Source organism: Pseudomonas sp. Seg1 (genome assembly GCF_018326005.1).
Lineage (GTDB): Bacteria > Pseudomonadota > Gammaproteobacteria > Pseudomonadales > Pseudomonadaceae > Aquipseudomonas.
The window spans coordinates 2,465,885-2,482,049 of record NZ_AP021903.1 but is presented as its reverse complement, the minus strand read 5'-3'; the positions used below and the strand labels follow the sequence as shown (position 1 = coordinate 2,482,049).

At 54.9% G+C, this 16,165-nt stretch carries 14 protein-coding genes and 1 pseudogene; 14 read left to right on the top strand and 1 reads right to left on the bottom strand.

Translation table 11 applies throughout. The features are described from left to right. The first annotated feature begins 101 nt into the window (after positions 1–101). The 13 genes and pseudogenes from KI231_RS11000 to KI231_RS10940 all read left to right on the top strand — a co-directional run bounded on the left by KI231_RS11000 (position 102) and on the right by KI231_RS10940 (position 13,990). Positions 102–2,147 carry a type VI secretion system Vgr family protein gene (locus KI231_RS11000; RefSeq protein ID WP_213028231.1) on the top strand — a complete coding sequence of 682 codons (2,046 nt, stop codon included), beginning with the start codon at positions 102–104 and terminating at the stop codon, positions 2,145–2,147. Continuing rightward, entirely contained in the window at positions 2,144–3,010 is an 867-nt protein-coding gene (locus KI231_RS10995; protein ID WP_213028230.1) for a DUF4123 domain-containing protein, read from the top strand. The genes KI231_RS11000 and KI231_RS10995 overlap by 4 nt, the downstream gene beginning before the upstream one ends. Then, the gene (locus KI231_RS10990; RefSeq protein ID WP_213028229.1) at positions 3,007–5,880 is read left to right on the top strand and encodes a toxin VasX; all 2,874 of its coding nucleotides are present in this window, start codon (positions 3,007–3,009) and stop codon (positions 5,878–5,880) included. The genes KI231_RS10995 and KI231_RS10990 overlap by 4 nt, the downstream gene beginning before the upstream one ends. Before the next feature lie 400 nt (positions 5,881–6,280). Then, positions 6,281–7,225 (top strand): DUF6708 domain-containing protein, encoded by a 945-nt coding sequence (locus tag KI231_RS10985; RefSeq protein WP_213028228.1) that lies wholly within the window; start codon positions 6,281–6,283, stop codon positions 7,223–7,225. Positions 7,226–7,260: 35 nt separating this feature from the next. Next, positions 7,261–8,211, top strand: a complete 951-nt coding sequence (locus KI231_RS10980; protein WP_213028227.1) for a hypothetical protein — start codon at positions 7,261–7,263, stop codon at positions 8,209–8,211. 35 nt (positions 8,212–8,246) lie between these two features. Next, positions 8,247–9,161 carry a hypothetical protein gene (locus KI231_RS10975; protein ID WP_213028226.1) on the top strand — a complete coding sequence of 305 codons (915 nt, stop codon included), beginning with the start codon at positions 8,247–8,249 and terminating at the stop codon, positions 9,159–9,161. Between the two features lie 37 nt (positions 9,162–9,198). Further along, complete coding sequence (locus tag KI231_RS10970; RefSeq protein ID WP_249412118.1) at positions 9,199–9,978, top strand: hypothetical protein; 780 nt, start codon at positions 9,199–9,201, stop codon at positions 9,976–9,978. Beyond that, a pseudogene (locus KI231_RS10965) lies at positions 9,960–10,151 on the top strand (hypothetical protein); the annotation flags it as partial. The gene KI231_RS10970 and the pseudogene KI231_RS10965, both read left to right, overlap by 19 nt. Positions 10,152–10,186: 35 nt before the next feature. Beyond that, positions 10,187–11,119 carry a hypothetical protein gene (locus KI231_RS10960; protein WP_213028225.1) on the top strand — a complete coding sequence of 311 codons (933 nt, stop codon included), beginning with the start codon at positions 10,187–10,189 and terminating at the stop codon, positions 11,117–11,119. A gap of 792 nt (positions 11,120–11,911) precedes the next feature. Further along, a complete protein-coding gene (locus tag KI231_RS30305) occupies positions 11,912–12,541 on the top strand; it encodes a hypothetical protein (RefSeq protein ID WP_213028770.1) in 630 nt (209 codons plus the stop codon). Positions 12,542–12,611: 70 nt separating this feature from the next. Next, a complete protein-coding gene (locus tag KI231_RS10950; RefSeq protein WP_249412116.1) occupies positions 12,612–12,938 on the top strand; it encodes a hypothetical protein in 327 nt (108 codons plus the stop codon). A 63-nt stretch (positions 12,939–13,001) separates the two neighbouring features. Beyond that, positions 13,002–13,472, top strand: coding sequence for a hypothetical protein (locus KI231_RS10945; RefSeq protein ID WP_213028224.1), 471 nt, complete (start codon positions 13,002–13,004; stop codon positions 13,470–13,472). Positions 13,473–13,492: 20 nt separating this feature from the next. Further along, positions 13,493–13,990, top strand: a complete 498-nt coding sequence (locus tag KI231_RS10940) for a hypothetical protein (RefSeq protein ID WP_213028223.1) — start codon at positions 13,493–13,495, stop codon at positions 13,988–13,990. Positions 13,991–14,032: 42 nt separating this feature from the next. Here the strand turns inward: KI231_RS10940 and KI231_RS10935 are convergent, their stop codons facing one another. Next, complete coding sequence (locus KI231_RS10935; RefSeq protein WP_213028222.1) at positions 14,033–14,845, bottom strand: VanW family protein; 813 nt, start codon at positions 14,843–14,845, stop codon at positions 14,033–14,035. A 231-nt stretch (positions 14,846–15,076) separates the two neighbouring features. Here KI231_RS10935 and KI231_RS10930 point away from each other — a divergent pair, with 231 nt between their 5' ends. Continuing rightward, positions 15,077–15,904: a glycosyltransferase family 2 protein gene (locus KI231_RS10930; protein ID WP_103305839.1), complete on the top strand. Its 828-nt coding sequence runs from the start codon at positions 15,077–15,079 to the stop codon at positions 15,902–15,904. Positions 15,905–16,165 lie beyond the last annotated feature (261 nt).

The window sequence follows — 16,165 nt, the reverse complement described above, 5'->3', positions numbered from 1 at the left end:
TCTGCTGGTCGATGTTGTTTACGCCCCTCCAGAATTTCGCGTACGTTGACCCGCTTTTGCGGGCGTCGACGAGCGCCGCTGTACAGCACGAGGAACAACGGATGTTCGCGCCGGCCAATGAAACTCACTTTGCCCTGACCATCGAAGGTCTTTCCGCCGACTTTCAGGTGTTTACCCTGCAAGGCCGGGAAGCCATCAGCCAGCCTTTTGTCTTCGAGGTGGAACTGGTCAGTGAGCAGCCGTCGCTGGACCTCGAAACCCTCCTGCACAAACCGGCCTTCCTGCAACTGTCGCTCGACGGCAGCGGCATCCACGGCCAGATCTACCGCGCCGCGCAAGGCGACTCGGGCAAGCGCCTGACCCGTTATTCGGTGACCCTGCGCCCGCAACTGGCGTACCTCGCGCACCGGATCAACCAGCGCATCTTCCAGAACCTCAGCGTGCCGAAAATCATCGGCATGGTCCTCGAAGAGCACGGCATCCAGAGCAACGCCTACGAATTCCAGACCCACTCGATCTACCCCGAGCGCATCTACTGCGTGCAGTACGACGAGTCGGACCTGCACTTCATCCAGCGCCTGTGCGAGGAAGAAGGCATTCACTACCACTTCCAGCACAGTGCCACCGCGCACAAACTGATCTTCGGCGATGACCAGACGGTGTTCCCGAAACTCAAACCCGTGGCCTATCAGCAAGACTCCGGCATGGTCGCCAGCGACCCGGTGATCAAGCGCTTCGACCTGCGCCTGGAAACCCGCACCAGCCGCACCACGCGTCGCGATTACGACTTCGAAAAACCGCGAATCACCCTCGAAAGCGAAAACCGTGGCGACACCCTGCCCGACCTCGAGGACTACGACTACCCGGGCCGCTTCGTCGACCGCGAACGCGGCAAGCACCTGGCCAAACGCGCCCTCGAACGCCACCGCAGCGACTTCCAACTCGCCGAAGGCAAAAGCGATCAACCGTTGCTGGTCAGCGGCCATTTCCTCGCACTCACTGCGCACCCGAAAGCCAAGTGGAACGACCTCTGGCTGCTCACCGAAGTCCTCCACGAAGGCAAACAGCCGCAAGTCCTCGAAGAGTCGGTGACCAGCGACACCACCGCGCTGAAAGACGATTTCCACCAGGGCTACCGCAACCGCTTCCAGGCCACCCCGTGGGACGTGCCGAACCGCCCGCCCCTGCGCCACCCGAAACCGCGCATCCTCGGCAGCCAGAGCGCCGTGGTCACCGGCCCCAAAGGTGAAGAAATCCACTGCGACCAGTACGGCCGCGTCAAGGTCCAGTTCCACTGGGACCGCGAAGGCCAGGCCAACGACAAGACCAGCTGCTGGCTGCGCGTCTCCAGCGCCTGGGCCGGCGCCCAGTACGGCGGCATCGCCATCCCGCGCATCGGCATGGAAGTGCTGGTGACGTTCCTCGAAGGCGACCCCGATCAACCGCTGATCAGCGGCTGCCTGTACCACAAGGAAAACACCGTTCCCTACGAACTGCCGGCGAACAAGACGCGCAGCACCTTCAAAACCCTGAGCTCCATGGGCGGCAGCGGCTACAACGAACTGCGCATCGAAGACAAGAAAGGTCAGGAGCAGATCTACCTGCATGCCCAGCGTGATTGGGATGAAAACATCGAGCACGACCAGAAGATTCGGGTCGGTAATGAGCGTCACGACACGGTCGAGAAGAACAGCTACACGGAATTCAAGGCTGAGGAACATCACACGGTTTATGAGGACCGCAAGGTTGAGGCGCAGGCCAATGATCACCTGACGGTGGGGGTGAATCAGCACGTCAAGATTGGCACTGGGCAGTTCATTGATGCCGGGCAGGAAATTCACCTGAGCAGCGGCATGAAAGTCGTGATGGAAGCCGGCGCCGAACTGACCCTGATCGGCGGTGGCAGCTTCATCAAGATTGATGCCGGCGGAGTGACCATGAGCGGGCCGGTGATCAATATCAACTCCGGCGGTGGCCCGGGCAGCGGCACGGGAGCGGCGCCGTTGCTGCCGGGGCCGTTGAAGCAGGCGGATGCAGATAAGGCCGGGACCTTGCTGGTGCCTGCTTTACGTCAAACCCTGCAACGAGCGGCCACAACGGCTCAGCCAGTCTGCGAGATATGCGAAAAACTGAAGGCGATGAAATGATCCCCGGTACCACACGTTATCTGCTTCTGGATGGAGCAAAGATCGAAAACCTTCCGGCCCGCGTATACAGCCTGGATGAAAACCCGATTGTCGAATGGCTTTACCACTCAACCCCCTTGCAAGAGGTGTTTGATGTCGGCCCTGCGCTGGTCGTCTTGCGCGCCAACACCGCACTCGAAAAAGCCTTCACTGAGGACTGGCAAAACGATGCCGGCCTGATCATCGAAAGTGATGCGCCCATTCAGCAATTGACTGAACATCTGCGCAGCCTGATCCATGTACGGGTGACCGGTGATGCGTCAATGCTGTTTCGATACTACGACCCGCGAGTCATGCGCCATTGGTTGCCGCCCCTGAGTCCAGCTGAAAAAGATCACTTGATGGGACCGATCCGCCGCGTGCGTCTGCCGGCCCGAGAGGGTGAGCAAGAACAGTGGATCGTTCGTGAGCAAGATCGCCAAAGTGCCCAGCAATATGCGGAGCGGCCGTGGTTGTACCTCGATGAGCAGCAGTTGCAACAGCTCAACCAAGGCAAGCTGGAGCTGTTTGATCAACAGCTGCTGGAGCACGTCAACACCTACTTCCCTGATTGCCTGGCCCAGCGCTCGTCCACGGAGCAACAGCAATGGGCAGTGCTCTGCCGCGAAGGCGCCGCCAGCCACGGTTACTCGGCGCCCAAGGAAGTGGCGCGCTGGTCGGCACTGGTTGCCGAGCATGGCACCGAGTTTCCGCGAGCACCTGAACATCAGGCCTACCGCGAGATTCTGCAAGAACCCACGCTTAACGCCACACAACGCCTGGATGCCTTGTTGGTAGAACTGCATCGCCATTGGCTGCTAACTGACAAGGAGTCTTTTGCATGACTGCCCAACCGCTCGATAAAAACCGCAATCTGGCCGCCGCTGATCAGGCTGCACAATGCCAGTTCGGCGACGAGGAACTGTCGAGCCCAGGTACCACCTGCCCGGCCAAACACCCGGAAATTTTCGTTGTTCCCGCACGCTACGCGAAGGCCGAGCAGGCCGCCGAGCACGCTGACTTCAAACCTCCCAGCCCGACCAAAAGCCACCCGATGGCACTGCGTCGCCTGCGCGCAGGTTATGTCTACCTGTGGCATGCCGAAGGCCCATTGAAACGCTACGGCGTAGGCGCAGATGGCCTGCTGGTCGAGCAGTCGCTGACGCAACCACACGCCGAAATCGCCACGGGCGAAAAAGCCGGTATCGCCCTGAAAAAAAGCACCGACGCCTGGATGCTCTACAGCGAAAGACCGCTGAGCAAAGACGCCTGCGAGAGCCTGAAAAAGAACGGCGAACGACGCAAACGCATGCGTCAGGTAGCACTCACCAAAGTCGCCACAAACCTGACGGCCAAACACTGCCCGCCACTCGAAAAAGCCCCGACACTTGTCGCCGAGCTGATGCCCAAGGTACGTGATCAAGCCCTTGCGCATGATTATCAGCAGAACGGTGCGGCCTACCGTGAAGGCGTGAATCAACAGGGCAAGGAGATGCAAAAGGCTCCCACGCAGGACAACATCAAAGCCTATTCTGCGAGCTCGCAATTCCTACGCGAACGTGAACAAGCAGCCAGCGCACAACCCCCGGGCGAGCCGGTGGCCGAACCTGGCATCTGGAGTGCCACCCCTTGGGAACTGGCCCCGACCCAAGCTTGGCTGGATGCAGCCAAAAGCCAGTCGGCCCCGTTATATGGGGTGTTTGCTGCGCTGGATGATGATCTCGGCGTGTTGCGAGATATCGACCACGAACAGAATAAGGTCGAGGCTGAGCACGAAGCTTGGGTCGCCGACAACAGCCTGCGTCAGACCATCGGCAGTTTTATCCGCAGCATGGTCACCGAAGACGGCGCAGAGGTGGCCAACCTGCTCAACTATCAGTATCGCGAGCACAACCTGAAGCTGACGCCCGAACAAGGCGACACCCTGCTTGATAGCCAGAAGCAGCTCAACGATTTACAAGCGGAAAAACAACGCATCAACCTTCAGCGCGGCCGTCAGTACGGATTGTCCAAAGCGGATTCGTTGACGGCGGATGTGAGCAGCCGAGAAGAAAGCATTCTGAATAAAGTGCGCAGCTTTATCCCAAGCGAACTGCACAAAGAGGCGCAACAAGTAGTACGCGAGTATCGCCGGGAAAAAGCCAGCAATCTGGGAGATGGTCGCGGCGCCAGCAAAGTTGGGGAATATATTGATCTGGCAAGCATGGATCGTTGGCTGGACGAAGAGGCACCGCAGCATTTCAAACAGGTCGAGACGCGTCATCATCTGCTGTATACCGATCGTAAAACTTATCTCCCACGAAGTGAGAGCGGCACCTGGTTTGTCGACCAAAGCAACGAAGATCACCTCAAGTGGCTGGAAAATTTGACGGTCGCCTGCCTCAGTGCCCAATGCAGCCGCAGCGAAGGGGCCAAGCAGTTTACTGACTACGTGCAAAGCGACAATCCGGGGTTGCTACGACTGGTGTTCCAGGCCTGGAGCCCGAGCCTCGAAGCGGCAGTCAACAACACGTCGCGACTCAATGAACTGTTCACCGCTCTGGGTATGGAAAACCTCGCTGATTCGCGTGCCGCCATCGCCAAGATTATCGACGCCGACACACTACGCAACATCGAGCGACTGGCAAGCAACCTTGAAGGTGCCTGGGTCGCAGCCCTTACTCGCCTCGGCGCATCATTGATACTGGCCCGCAACGGCATGGCCATAGGCATGGGTATGTTTCTTGCCCTTCGTCTGGGCGAAAGCGCTCGCCTGCTGCAGGGCATGGAGAACGGCATAAAAGTCTGGCGTCTGGTCGGCCAGAAAGCTGACGCCCTTGGCCAGTGGACGCGCAGCACTGCGCAGGCCATCGGCCTTGGCCGCATCAGCGGTATCGTCAATGCTCCCGCAGTGAAAGCCTCGGGCGGCCTGCTGCCATTGGCAGCGCTGGTGGTGAATATTCTCAACGCCGGAACATATGCCGGGCAGGCAGCTGCATTGGAAGGCAGCGATGAGCAGCGTCAGGCGGACTCTCTTTCTGCGTATTTATACGCAGGGGCGGCGTTGGGGGCGGTGATTCAGAATTGGGTGCTTTTGGGGAAAGGGATGAATGAGCTCAGCTTAGCTAAGGGTCAGATCTCATTCACCGCACCAACTCTGACGTTATTTGGCGGGATTGTCGGCGGACTTTCCGCTGCAGCAGCTCTTCAAGAAATGAATTCGTTGAAAATTCAAATAGATAGTGCTCAAAGCAGCATTGATCCATGGATTAAGATAAAACAATTGGCCGTTACTGGGCAGGTTGCCGTATATGGAGCGCAAGCGCTACTGGGGCTTGGACTAACAGGTATGCGGCTATCAAATCAAATTTCAACGCCAGTGGCCATAAAGCGCTTTCGCCTTGGGATGGGGCCAATGAATTTCTTGCTGTTGGCACTCGGTGGTCTTTACTTGTTCGCTTGGCTCCGCCAAGCCAGCCCGTTGCAGAATTACTTGGCGAATTCCTGCTGGTCCCATCGCCGTGCAAATGCCAATAAGGCTATCGAGCCTCAGGCACAACTGGACGAGATCAACGAACTGATGATGTTGTTGTATCAGCCGAGAGTCTCGATGGAGACTCGAGAAGTGCGGATCAGCGGAGTTCTGGGTGACACAATCACCCAGGACGGCATCACCCAGTTAAGCATTGACTTGCCGGGGCCGCACCAGGAGCGGCACAAATCGATATATCCATGAGCGGCAACCCTACTCCAGTCTCGGCGGGGTTCGGTACCGGTACTAGAGGTACGCCCACCGACCTAGGTGCTACTTGGCTGAATGCCAGCCAGTGCACTTGGATTCCGGCCGATGCCGGCCAGGGCTTGCGCCTCACCGGCAGCTTCTCGCAACCACTTACTCGTTTGTCCTTGCGCGTATGCTATCTCAGTCCCGTGGCACTGCTGGCCGGGGACGGTGCTACCATCGGCGGCTCGAAAGGCTTGGCATATACCTTGTCACCCAATGGCGGATTTCTGAGTCCGGACGGTGAAGTCATCACACTTCGATCAGGCGAGCCAACGCCTGAGCTAGATCGAGCCAGCGTTCACCGCCTTGGCCCACAACAGAACTCCAACTACCTCAACCCCAAGGATAAGGCATGACTTCAGCCACACCCGGAAGCCGCAAAGGACTGTTGTCACGAGAGGATTATCTGGCACCACCGGCTGTCCCTACGGGGCAACCGCCCAAGGATGTACTCAACACTATTTGGCGAAAAAATGAGGTGTTCCTTGATATTGGTTCTTACAGCATTGGCTCTGCTGTAATGGTCATCTGGCCGGTGCTGCTGTTGTGTATTTGGCTTGTCCACCATGAACGTAACACCGGAATTTTCTGGGAGGCATTGGCACTCTCATTCTTCATGGTGGGCATACCGATTATTTTAGTAGTAAAAAGCCTATTTAGCCCTGCACCTCCCCCAGTTCGATTCAACCGCCAACGCCGCGAAGTCTGTGTGCCATTCGACGATGGTCGTTACTGGATCGTGCCTTGGGAGCAAGTCACCGCCCAAGCAGTAGCAATGGACTCTGTCGGACAGCACGGTAAAACCACACAAGGCTTACTAGTCGTCGGCTTTCGAAATCCCGATCCTGATGCGTCTGAAAAGGAACGCGACTTCAGCCTGGGATTCAATTGCGGCGGCGGTGAAACGGCCATGAGCCTTTGGGAGTGTATGCGCAGTTTTATGGAGATCGGGCCTGATGCCGTCCCAAAATGCAACTTTGAGGGTGAAAACACCGGAAAGGGATTGATTGGCTGGACTATCAGCATCCTATTTGACGCTTTGAAATCTGCTGCCAAGGGGGATTTCAAATCTTCATTCAAAGATATTTTCTTTACTGTTTTTCTAGGCGCCCCACTGGGGTTTTATTTGCAAGAGCGCAAATTGGTCCCGCCACCAGACCTAATTGTCCCGGAAATAAAAGAATGGTCAAAACCACTATCGCCAGAGCAGTGGGCAAAGCGTTCCCCAGAACTGGAAGAAGCTATCGCCAAGCGTGAAACCGAATTGGCCGCCCAGACAGATCAAGCATTAGCTTGATGATGAGTAGCGGGACTTACAACCCAAGGAAGCACATGAGTAAGCCACCGGCAGGCACCACAAAAAAACGGTTGTTTTCGCGTAACGACTATTTAGCGCCGCTGCCCATCCCCACGGGTGAAGAGCCCTGTGATGTGCTTAACACCATCTGGCGAAAAAACGAGGTGTTTCTCGACATCGGAAACTACAGCATCGGTTCAGCCGTGATGGTGATCTGGCCGATGGTAATGCTCTTTGCGCTTTTGAGTTACATCACGCCTGACCCTCTAATGTGCGGTGGGGGATTAATTATCGTGGGTATCCCAATCTTGTTTGTGATCCAGGGCCTATTCCGCGATGTCCCCCTACCTGTGCGCTTCAATCGGCAACGTCGTGAAGTATGTGTGCCGCGAGAGAATGGTGAATATTGGCTGGTGCCTTGGGAAAGCGTCACGGCAGCAGCAACACAACATTCCTCGGTGAGCCAGGCTGGTAAAGCCACCATGGGCTTGTTGATCATCGGCTTTGAGAACCCAGACCCGCACGCCGAAGAAGACAACAAACATTTTTCATTCGGTTTCAACTGTGGCGGCGGCACCACGGCCATGGCCTTGTGGGAGTGCATGCGCAGCTACATGGAGATTGGGCCAGAAGCGTTACCGATCACCAATGACTTTGAAAGGGGTCGAGAAAAGTTACGCGGCAGAAATGTGTTTTGGGGCGTTTGTTGTGAATACATAGGCGGCATTATTCAGCACATGCGAGCCCTGGAAATTGATAAAGCCTTGTGGCTGATTATCGGAGCCATATTCTTGGGCGGACCACTCGCAATGATGTTGCAGGTATGGAAGCTCTCTCCTCCTCCTGATCTGCTCTATCCAGACATCATCGAATGGTCAAAACCGCTGCCACCCGAACAATGGGCCAAGCGTTCCTCAGAACTGGAAGAAGCTATCGCCAAGCGTGAAGCCGAATTAGCCGCCCAGACAGATCAAGCGTTAGCTTGATGATGAGTAGCGGGACTTACAACGCAAGGAAGCACATGAGTACGCCACCGGCAGGCACCACAAAAAAACGGTTGTTTTCGCGTAACGATTATTTAGCGCCGCTGCCCATCCCCACGGGTGAAGAGCCCTGTGATGTGCTTAACACCATCTGGCGAAAAAACGAGGTTTTTCTCGACATCGGCAACTACAGCATCGGTTCGGCGGTGATGGTGATCTGGCCGATGGTCATGCTTTTTGCGCTTTTGAGTTACATCACGCCTGACCCTCTGATATGGGGAGGGGGATTAATCATCGTGGGTATCCCAATCTTGTTTGTGATCCAGGGCCTATTCCGCGATGTCCCCCTACCCGTGCGCTTCAATCGGCAACGTCGTGAAGTATGTGTGCCGCGAGAGAATGGCGAATATTGGCTAGTGCCTTGGGAAAGCGTCACAGCGGCAGCGACGCAACATTCCTCGGTGAGCCAGGCAGGTAAAGCCACCATGGGCTTACTGTTCATCGGCTTTGAGAACCCAGACCCGCACGCCGAAGAAGACAACAAACATTTTTCATTCGGTTTCAACTGTGGCGGTGGCACCACGGCCATGGCCTTGTGGGAGTGCACCCGCAGTTACATGGAGGTAGGGCCGGACGCCGTACCCAATAGCCGAGTAGGTATTACCCCTTACGAAAAATCGCAAATCGGCTCGCTCATCATCGACCTGCGTAAGGGCGACCTGATAGGTGTGGTATGGGGGATATTCTGCATCACGATTCTGGGAACCTATTTCGCGGAAAAGTTGCAGAACTTGAAACTGTCTTACCCACCCGACCTGCTCTACCCCGACATCATCGAATGGTCAAAACCCCTGCCACCCGAGCAGTGGGCCAAGCGTTCCTCAGAACTGGAAGAAGCTATCGCCAAGCGTGAAGCCGAATTAGCCGCCCAGACGGATCAAGCATTAGCTTGATGATGAGAGACCGGACTTACAACCCAAGGGAAGCACATTGAGTACGCCACCGGCAGGCACCACAAATAAACGGTTGTTTTCGCGTAACGATTATCTGGCGCCGTTGCCCATCCCCACAGGTGAAAAACCCTGTGATGTGCTTAACACCATCTGGCGCAAAAACGAAGTTTTCCTCGACATCGGCAACTACAGCATCGGTTCGGCGGTGATGGTGCTATGGCCGATGATGGTGGTACTAGCGCTGATGGCATACATCACCCCCAAGCCTGCAATGATCTTGATTGTAGGGGGAATCATAATTGGAGTACCCGCACTGTTTATTATTCAGGGCCTATTCCGCGATGTCCCCCTACCCGTGCGCTTCAATCGGCAACGTCGTGAAGTATGTGTGCCTCGAGAGAATGGCGAATACTGGCTAGTGCCCTGGGAAAGCGTCACGGCGGCAGCGACGCAACATTCCTCAGTGAGCCAGGCCGGTAAAGCCACCATGGGTTTGCTGATCATCGGCTTTGAGAACCCAGACCCACAGGCCGAAGAAGACAACAAACATTTTTCATTCGGTTTCAATTGTGGCGGAGGCACCACGGCCATGGCCTTGTGGGAGTGCATGCGCAGCTACATGGAGATAGGGCCAGAAGCGTTACCGATCACCAATGACTTTGAAAGAGGTCGGGAAAAGTTACGCGGCAGAAATGTATTTTGGGGAGTTTGTTGTGAATACGTAGGCGGAATCTTGCAGCACATGCGAGCCCTGGAAATTGATAAAGCCTTGTGGCTGATTATCGGAGCCATATTCTTGGGGGACCACTCGCAATGATGTTGCAGGTATGGAAGCTCTCTCCTCCTCCTGACCTGCTCTATCCAGACATCATCGAATGGTCAAAACCACTGCCACCCGAGCAATGGGCCAAACGTTCCTCAGAACTTGAAGAAGCTATCGCCAAGCGTGAAGCCGAATTAGCCGCCCAGACAGATCAAGCATTAGCTTGATGATGAGTAGCGGGACTTACAACCCAAGGAAGCACATGAGTACGCCACCGGCAGGCACCACAAAAAAACGGTTGTTTTCGCGCAACGATTATTTGGCGCCGTTGCCCATCCCCACGGGTGAAAAACCCTGTGATGTGCTTAACACCATCTGGCGTAAAAACGAGGTTTTTCTCGACATCGGCAACTACAGCATCGGTTCGGCGGTGATGGTGCTGTGGCCGATGGTGGTGCTACTAGCGCTGATGGCGTACATCACCCCCAAGCCTGCAATGATCTTGATTGTAGGGGGAATCATAATTGGAGTACCCGCGCTCTTTATTGTTCAGGGCCTGCTCCGCGATGTCCCCTTGCCCGTGCGCTTCAACCGGCAACGTCGTGAAGTATGTGTGCCGCGAGAAAATGGTGAATATTGGCTGGTGCCTTGGGAAAGCGTCACGGCGGCAGCAACGCAACATTCCTCAGTGAGCCAGGCTGGTAAAGCCACCATGGGCTTGTTGATCATCGGCTTTGAGAACCCAGACCCTCACGCCGAAGAAGACAACAAACATTTTTCATTCGGATTCAACTGTGGCGGCGGCACCACGGCCATGGCCTTGTGGGAGTGCATGCGCAGCTACATGGAGATAGGACCGGACGCCGTACCCAATAGCCGAGTAGGTATTACCCCCTACGAAAAATCGCAAATTGGTTCGCTCATCATCGATCTGCGTAAGGGAGACCTGATAGGTGTTGCATGGGGGATATTCTGCATCACGATTCTGGGAACCTATTTCGCGGAAAAGCTGCAGAACCTGAAACTGTCTTACCCACCCGACCTGCTCTACCCCGACATCATCGAATGGTCAAAACCCCTGCCACCCGAGCATTGGGCCAAGCGCTCGCCAGAGTTGGAAATAGCTCTTGCCAAGCGTGAGGCGGAACTAGAAGCACAAAATCGCATGACTGTCTTCGGCAACCGGAATACCTGAGTCCACCTCCATCAACAAAGGCTCACCCCGAAAGTGCAACATCCAAGCTACTCGAAACAAAAGTGAAGGCATGACCTTACCCGACAGCCGCGAAGGATCGCCTTCACCCTCGGGCTCAGTACCAAAACAGATAGCAAAAAACGCCAACACAAAAAACCAGTAAAAATCGGAAACCAAAGCCAGGATGCTTGTATGAATGCCAGTGTAGAACCTCGCCCCCCATCAACGGCCTACCATAGCGACTCTAAAGCTCCCCTCCCTCCTCCAAAGTGGGCTGAAGACAACAACCGCTCTGGCGGCTTCGATACTCATCTTGCATTCGGAAATTATGCTTACTTGGAGCCGGAGATGGAGGTCACCACTCAGTTACAAGCTGACGAGGCCAACATACTTCAGCATCAGAAAGAGCGGGGATATAAAGAAGAGGTTTACTGCGACGCGACGAGCTGGCGTTTTCAGAACTCGAGTAAAATTCCGCATTTTCTTTTCGTCAGTAAACTCATGTGCCACCCCTTCGCTACGATTGCATGGGGAATGGGTATAACAGTTGCTTTTTTACCTACGACCTGGAGAAAGGATATTGAAGCGTTTTATGTACTGTGTTCATCGCTAGTAACCGTAGCAATCGCCATTTTCGCGCTGGCCTTATTCATGGATGGGAAAAGAACTGTCCATCGCATCCAGCTAACTGGCTTTTTCATTCTCTCAGCCATTGTCTATTGGAAAGAAAATGCACTTTGGGGAAACAGTGACCTTCATCGGACACTGTGGATAGGCGCCTGCCTTTATTTCATGGGTGCAATCGGTATCGACGTCCTGCTCTTTTTGCATAGCAAAATCAGTGTCTATGACGGCAGTGAGTTCAATCGAACGGATGGCATGCTGAGGTTTAAAAGACGTTTCCGTCGAATGTTCGTTGCGCCCTTTGAAGAGTTCGATCCTGTCTTGCAGCTCCTGCCAAGTGGTTACGGTTCTCATGACTATGCCCTGTGGTTGCATCATCGCTACACCGATAACAAGATCTGCCTCGCCGTCAAACTTCACGCGTTAGGGCTCGATCGAAATAATGCCTTGGCCTTTTGGGATTGCCTGCAACGCTATATGGATATCACGCAACCTCTACCTGACTTGCCAGTGCTGGAACAGAGCCGTCATCTCGACCCAACAACCGTAATTCACGATGCCAATACCGGTCGTAATCCTCGGCGATGGAGAGACCAGGCGCGCAGGGGATGGATTGCAGGTGGCCTGAAGACGCTGAGCAAGCAGCTCGAGGAATACCCATGGCAATCGCAGCCCTGCATCGTGAAAGCGCGGATTGATCGTTCCTTGACGATTGAAGCTTATTACCGCGCTCAAGAAGCCAAGGGTATTCATGCCTCTCCAAAAGCCGATGATTTTGATGACATTCATCGGCCGTGATGTTGAAGTTCCTTAACTCTAGCGGGGGCAAAGCCTCATGATCAGCTGTCACCTAACGATGAGCATCAGAATGGATACCGCTGCGCCCTGCTTTCTGATTCTCGCACTGACATTCCCCGCTTTCTCTCAAGCAGCCGATCCCACCAGTCCACTGCCACCGGACGTCTCCAGCTACACAAAAGACAGGGACACCTGCGATTCGCTAAGAGGAGAAATCCCCGAGCCTGACCCAGCAGATCCAGACAGCCTCAGTCAGGTCACCAGTGCCATCAACCACTACTGCAATGGCACAGACAAGCGTCTGACGCAGCTAAAGCAAAAGTATTCGAACGACAAAAACATCATGCAGAAACTCTCGCATTACGAAGAAAGCATCGAGGCAGACATGAGTCTTTAGACTCCGGAAAACTGAACACTCAAGCAGCATCGCACTCAATCAGCCCAAGCAGGACACACGCCAGTGACGGCCACTTTCCAACACGCTTTAGATCACCATGAAATCGCGGATTTCTTCAAAGGCAACGGGATCTACTTTGCCCGAGGCTGTGACTGGGGCGATCACTTGCATATAGGCAACTGGCAAGGAATGTGCGCGGTGCTGAAGCATCAGGATTCAGCGCAACAACAGCTGACCCGGCTGTTTGAGGAGTACGTTACGAGCCTCGATCAGAACTACTTCGATGCGGAAGGTTTGCTGTGCAACATCACGGCCTACTACATCCTGCGCAAAAAGAACGCGTTTCTCTGTGCAGGGGGTTATGACCTGATCGCCGACCTCGATGAAACCAGTCAACAAACCATCGGGGCGCTGTTCAGATTGCTCCGGGTAATCTACGACAGAGAAAACGCAGATCTCCCGAAGTACTCGTTCGAGCAGGAACTTGAAAGACTGAAAAGCCACGGTTGTACCATCGAGTTCGAAACGCTCTAACCCGAAGAATTGGAAATCCCATGAATAAACGTCAGATCACGCTCGCCAACGGCTGGACGGCCACCTTTGAAAACTGGGGCGAGTTCCGCATGGGGGCAGAGGGCTGGGGCTTGGTTCTGCAGGGACCGGACGACAGGACTATTAAGTACTTCGCTGACCAGATCATTCTGGTCAACGATGAGGATGGCACTCAGGCCAGTTCGTGCATTCGGCTCTCAAGCGACGGTGTGTACGGCTACTTGAGTGCAGCGATTAATCATTGCTGGGTGATCGACTTTGCGCGGGGCATGATCGCGCCCCATCGAGCGAGCATCTATCACTACCATCACGCCTACGACGAGAGCATCTCGCATTACGAACAGCCGGCGTTCAAACGTGAGCGGCAATACATCAGCGTGGTGGGCATGCACATTTATCTGACCTTCCCGCTGACTCGGGACGAGGATTTCCCCAAGGTTTGGGATGAGTATCTGTCGATCCGCCGACGCCAACTGGACGAGCTGTATTTCAGGAACTGATCATCTTCGGCGCGCGTGCTCGGCAAAGCATTTCGGTGCGCCCTACCCGATCAACTCGTCGGGCACCTCATACTTGACCACCACGCGATTGCGGTAAAGCCGCTCCCGCGTCACTAACTCCCCCACCTGGCCCTTGTTTCTCACTTCTCGCCAGATCTCGTTCTCGCGGAATACTCGCCCCGCTTCCCGCACAAACCGATGCGCCTCCTGGAATACGTGGTAGCGATACGCGCGCACTTGATCGCACAACAACTCCCCTTCGAGCTGCGTCTCCCCGACATTCAGCTTCAACTGAAAGTGGCGATCCGTCGGGTTGTGCAGTACCAGGTCGATGTAGTTATAAAAAATCGCTGCGCCGGAGCCGAACGGCAGGACCCGGCCTTCGTCCGGGAACGGATCGAAGCTGTGGTTGGAGCGTTCGACCACCACCAGCGGCGAGTGAATGGCCATCCAGTGAATCAGGTTGCTCAACTGGCAGATGCCGCCGCCCACGCCGGTTCGGGCTTCGCCGAAAGACAGTTCCATGCCTTCGACGTAACCGCGTTTGCGCGTCGGTTGGCCGACGAGGCGGCAGAAGGAGAAATACTCACCCGGGGCGATGGTGACGCCATCGATGGCCGCGACCGCGAGTTTCAGATTGATGACTTTGTTGTGTTGCAGGGCAAGGTCGGAGTCGCCGAGTTTGCGGATGAGCTTCGAGGTGTGTTTGAGGTAACGGAACGGCAGACGCTCAGCGGCAACCGCAGGCCGCGCATAGCGTTTGCGCGAGCAGTGCCAGGCGATTTGACGGAACAATCTTTTTTGCCGCACGCGCAGCCAGTACAGGGCCGGGTGGTAGAGGGAAAGTGGTTTCATCCGTGACACAACGGCGCTCGCCGCTTCTTCCTTGAGCCGTGAAAGGGGCGCGCATTTTAGCCTGTAACCCGTGTAAGCCAAGCAATAACTTCGGGCCTTTTTCCAGTCTCACTTCGACACACTCCCAACCACTGTCGAACCTGCAAATTAAGGTTGGCCTAAGGTTGCGTCGCTACCATCCCGGCCCATGAAACCCCTGTTGCCAGTGAACTGCGGATGAGCCCTTCTGATATGAAAGCGTTTGATTTTCCAGCCGAACAGCCGTCGAACTTCAGCCTGGTATTGGTCAATTACAAAACCCCGGACATGACGCGGATGTGCCTGGAGTTATTGCACCAGCACGTCAAGGAACAACGCATTCCGGTGTGGGTGGTGGACAATGATTCGGCCGATGAAAGTCTGGATTACTTGCGTTCGCTGGACTGGATCAATTTGATCGAGCGCCCCTCGCCCTGCAAAGAAGCCGGGCATATTGCCCATGGCAAAGCGTTGGATCTGGCACTGGAAAAGGTTGAAACCGATTATCTGTTTCTGCTGCACACCGATACCTTTGTCTACGACAAAGAAGTGTTTTCGATGATGATGCGCGAATGCACGAAAAGTGCAGATATGGCGGCAGTCGGTTGTGTCGAACAACTCAATCGTGGGGTCGTGCGAGATACCTGGCGTTTAACTTCGCGCTTTTGCAAGCATTATGTTCGCCATATCAAAGTCCGCCTGGGTTTGAAGTCGAAACCGCCGAGGCCCTATAAAGAAACTCACCTGAAAAGTTTCTGTACTTTGTGGAATGCGCGCTTGATGAAATCTCGAGGCCTGCACTTCTGCATGGATGACCGGGTGCCCGGATATACGCTTCAGGATCGAATGGTCGCTCTGGGTTACGGCATCAAGTTTTTGTCGCCGCGCAAGATTTTCCGTTATCTCGACCACATTCAGGCAGGAACGGTCGCTGCCGCAGGTACCTACGGGGAAAATCACCGTCGGACGAAAATGTATCAGGCGACGATCAAGCGCTTCCGGGGGCAGCAAGACAAACCGGGAATACAAGGATCGATATAATTTGCAGGCACAAAAAAGGGCGACTTTAAAGTCGCCCTTTTTTTGTCTGAAATTGTATACATCTACTCCACTGGAGGTGTTCGCCCAGTGTAATGGCCTGGCAATCCATGCACCGGTAAAGAGCCCTGACACTGGGCGAACGGGAGGGATTTTAATAGAAGTTGGCGGATATGTCGCCCTTCTTGAATGTAAAAATTATGTACGAAAAAGTTAATAGATATTTATCGACGAATGCTTTCGTGAAACTTTCAAGAAATGCAA

What these genes read in the sequence shown, in the direction of transcription:
- KI231_RS11000 (WP_213028231.1), top strand. Translation starts at nt 102, where the DNA reads ATGTTCGCGCCGGCCAATGAAACTCACTTTGCCCTGACCATCGAAGGT.
- KI231_RS10995 (WP_213028230.1), top strand. Translation starts at nt 2,144, where the DNA reads ATGATCCCCGGTACCACACGTTATCTGCTTCTGGATGGAGCAAAGATC.
- KI231_RS10990 (WP_213028229.1), top strand. Translation starts at nt 3,007, where the DNA reads ATGACTGCCCAACCGCTCGATAAAAACCGCAATCTGGCCGCCGCTGAT.
- KI231_RS10985 (WP_213028228.1), top strand. Translation starts at nt 6,281, where the DNA reads ATGACTTCAGCCACACCCGGAAGCCGCAAAGGACTGTTGTCACGAGAG.
- KI231_RS10980 (WP_213028227.1), top strand. Translation starts at nt 7,261, where the DNA reads ATGAGTAAGCCACCGGCAGGCACCACAAAAAAACGGTTGTTTTCGCGT.
- KI231_RS10975 (WP_213028226.1), top strand. Translation starts at nt 8,247, where the DNA reads ATGAGTACGCCACCGGCAGGCACCACAAAAAAACGGTTGTTTTCGCGT.
- KI231_RS10960 (WP_213028225.1), top strand. Translation starts at nt 10,187, where the DNA reads ATGAGTACGCCACCGGCAGGCACCACAAAAAAACGGTTGTTTTCGCGC.
- KI231_RS30305 (WP_213028770.1), top strand. Translation starts at nt 11,912, where the DNA reads ATGGGTGCAATCGGTATCGACGTCCTGCTCTTTTTGCATAGCAAAATC.
- KI231_RS10950 (WP_249412116.1), top strand. Translation starts at nt 12,612, where the DNA reads ATGGATACCGCTGCGCCCTGCTTTCTGATTCTCGCACTGACATTCCCC.
- KI231_RS10940 (WP_213028223.1), top strand. Translation starts at nt 13,493, where the DNA reads ATGAATAAACGTCAGATCACGCTCGCCAACGGCTGGACGGCCACCTTT.
- KI231_RS10935 (WP_213028222.1), bottom strand. Translation starts at nt 14,845, where the DNA reads ATGAAACCACTTTCCCTCTACCACCCGGCCCTGTACTGGCTGCGCGTG.
- KI231_RS10930 (WP_103305839.1), top strand. Translation starts at nt 15,077, where the DNA reads ATGAAAGCGTTTGATTTTCCAGCCGAACAGCCGTCGAACTTCAGCCTG.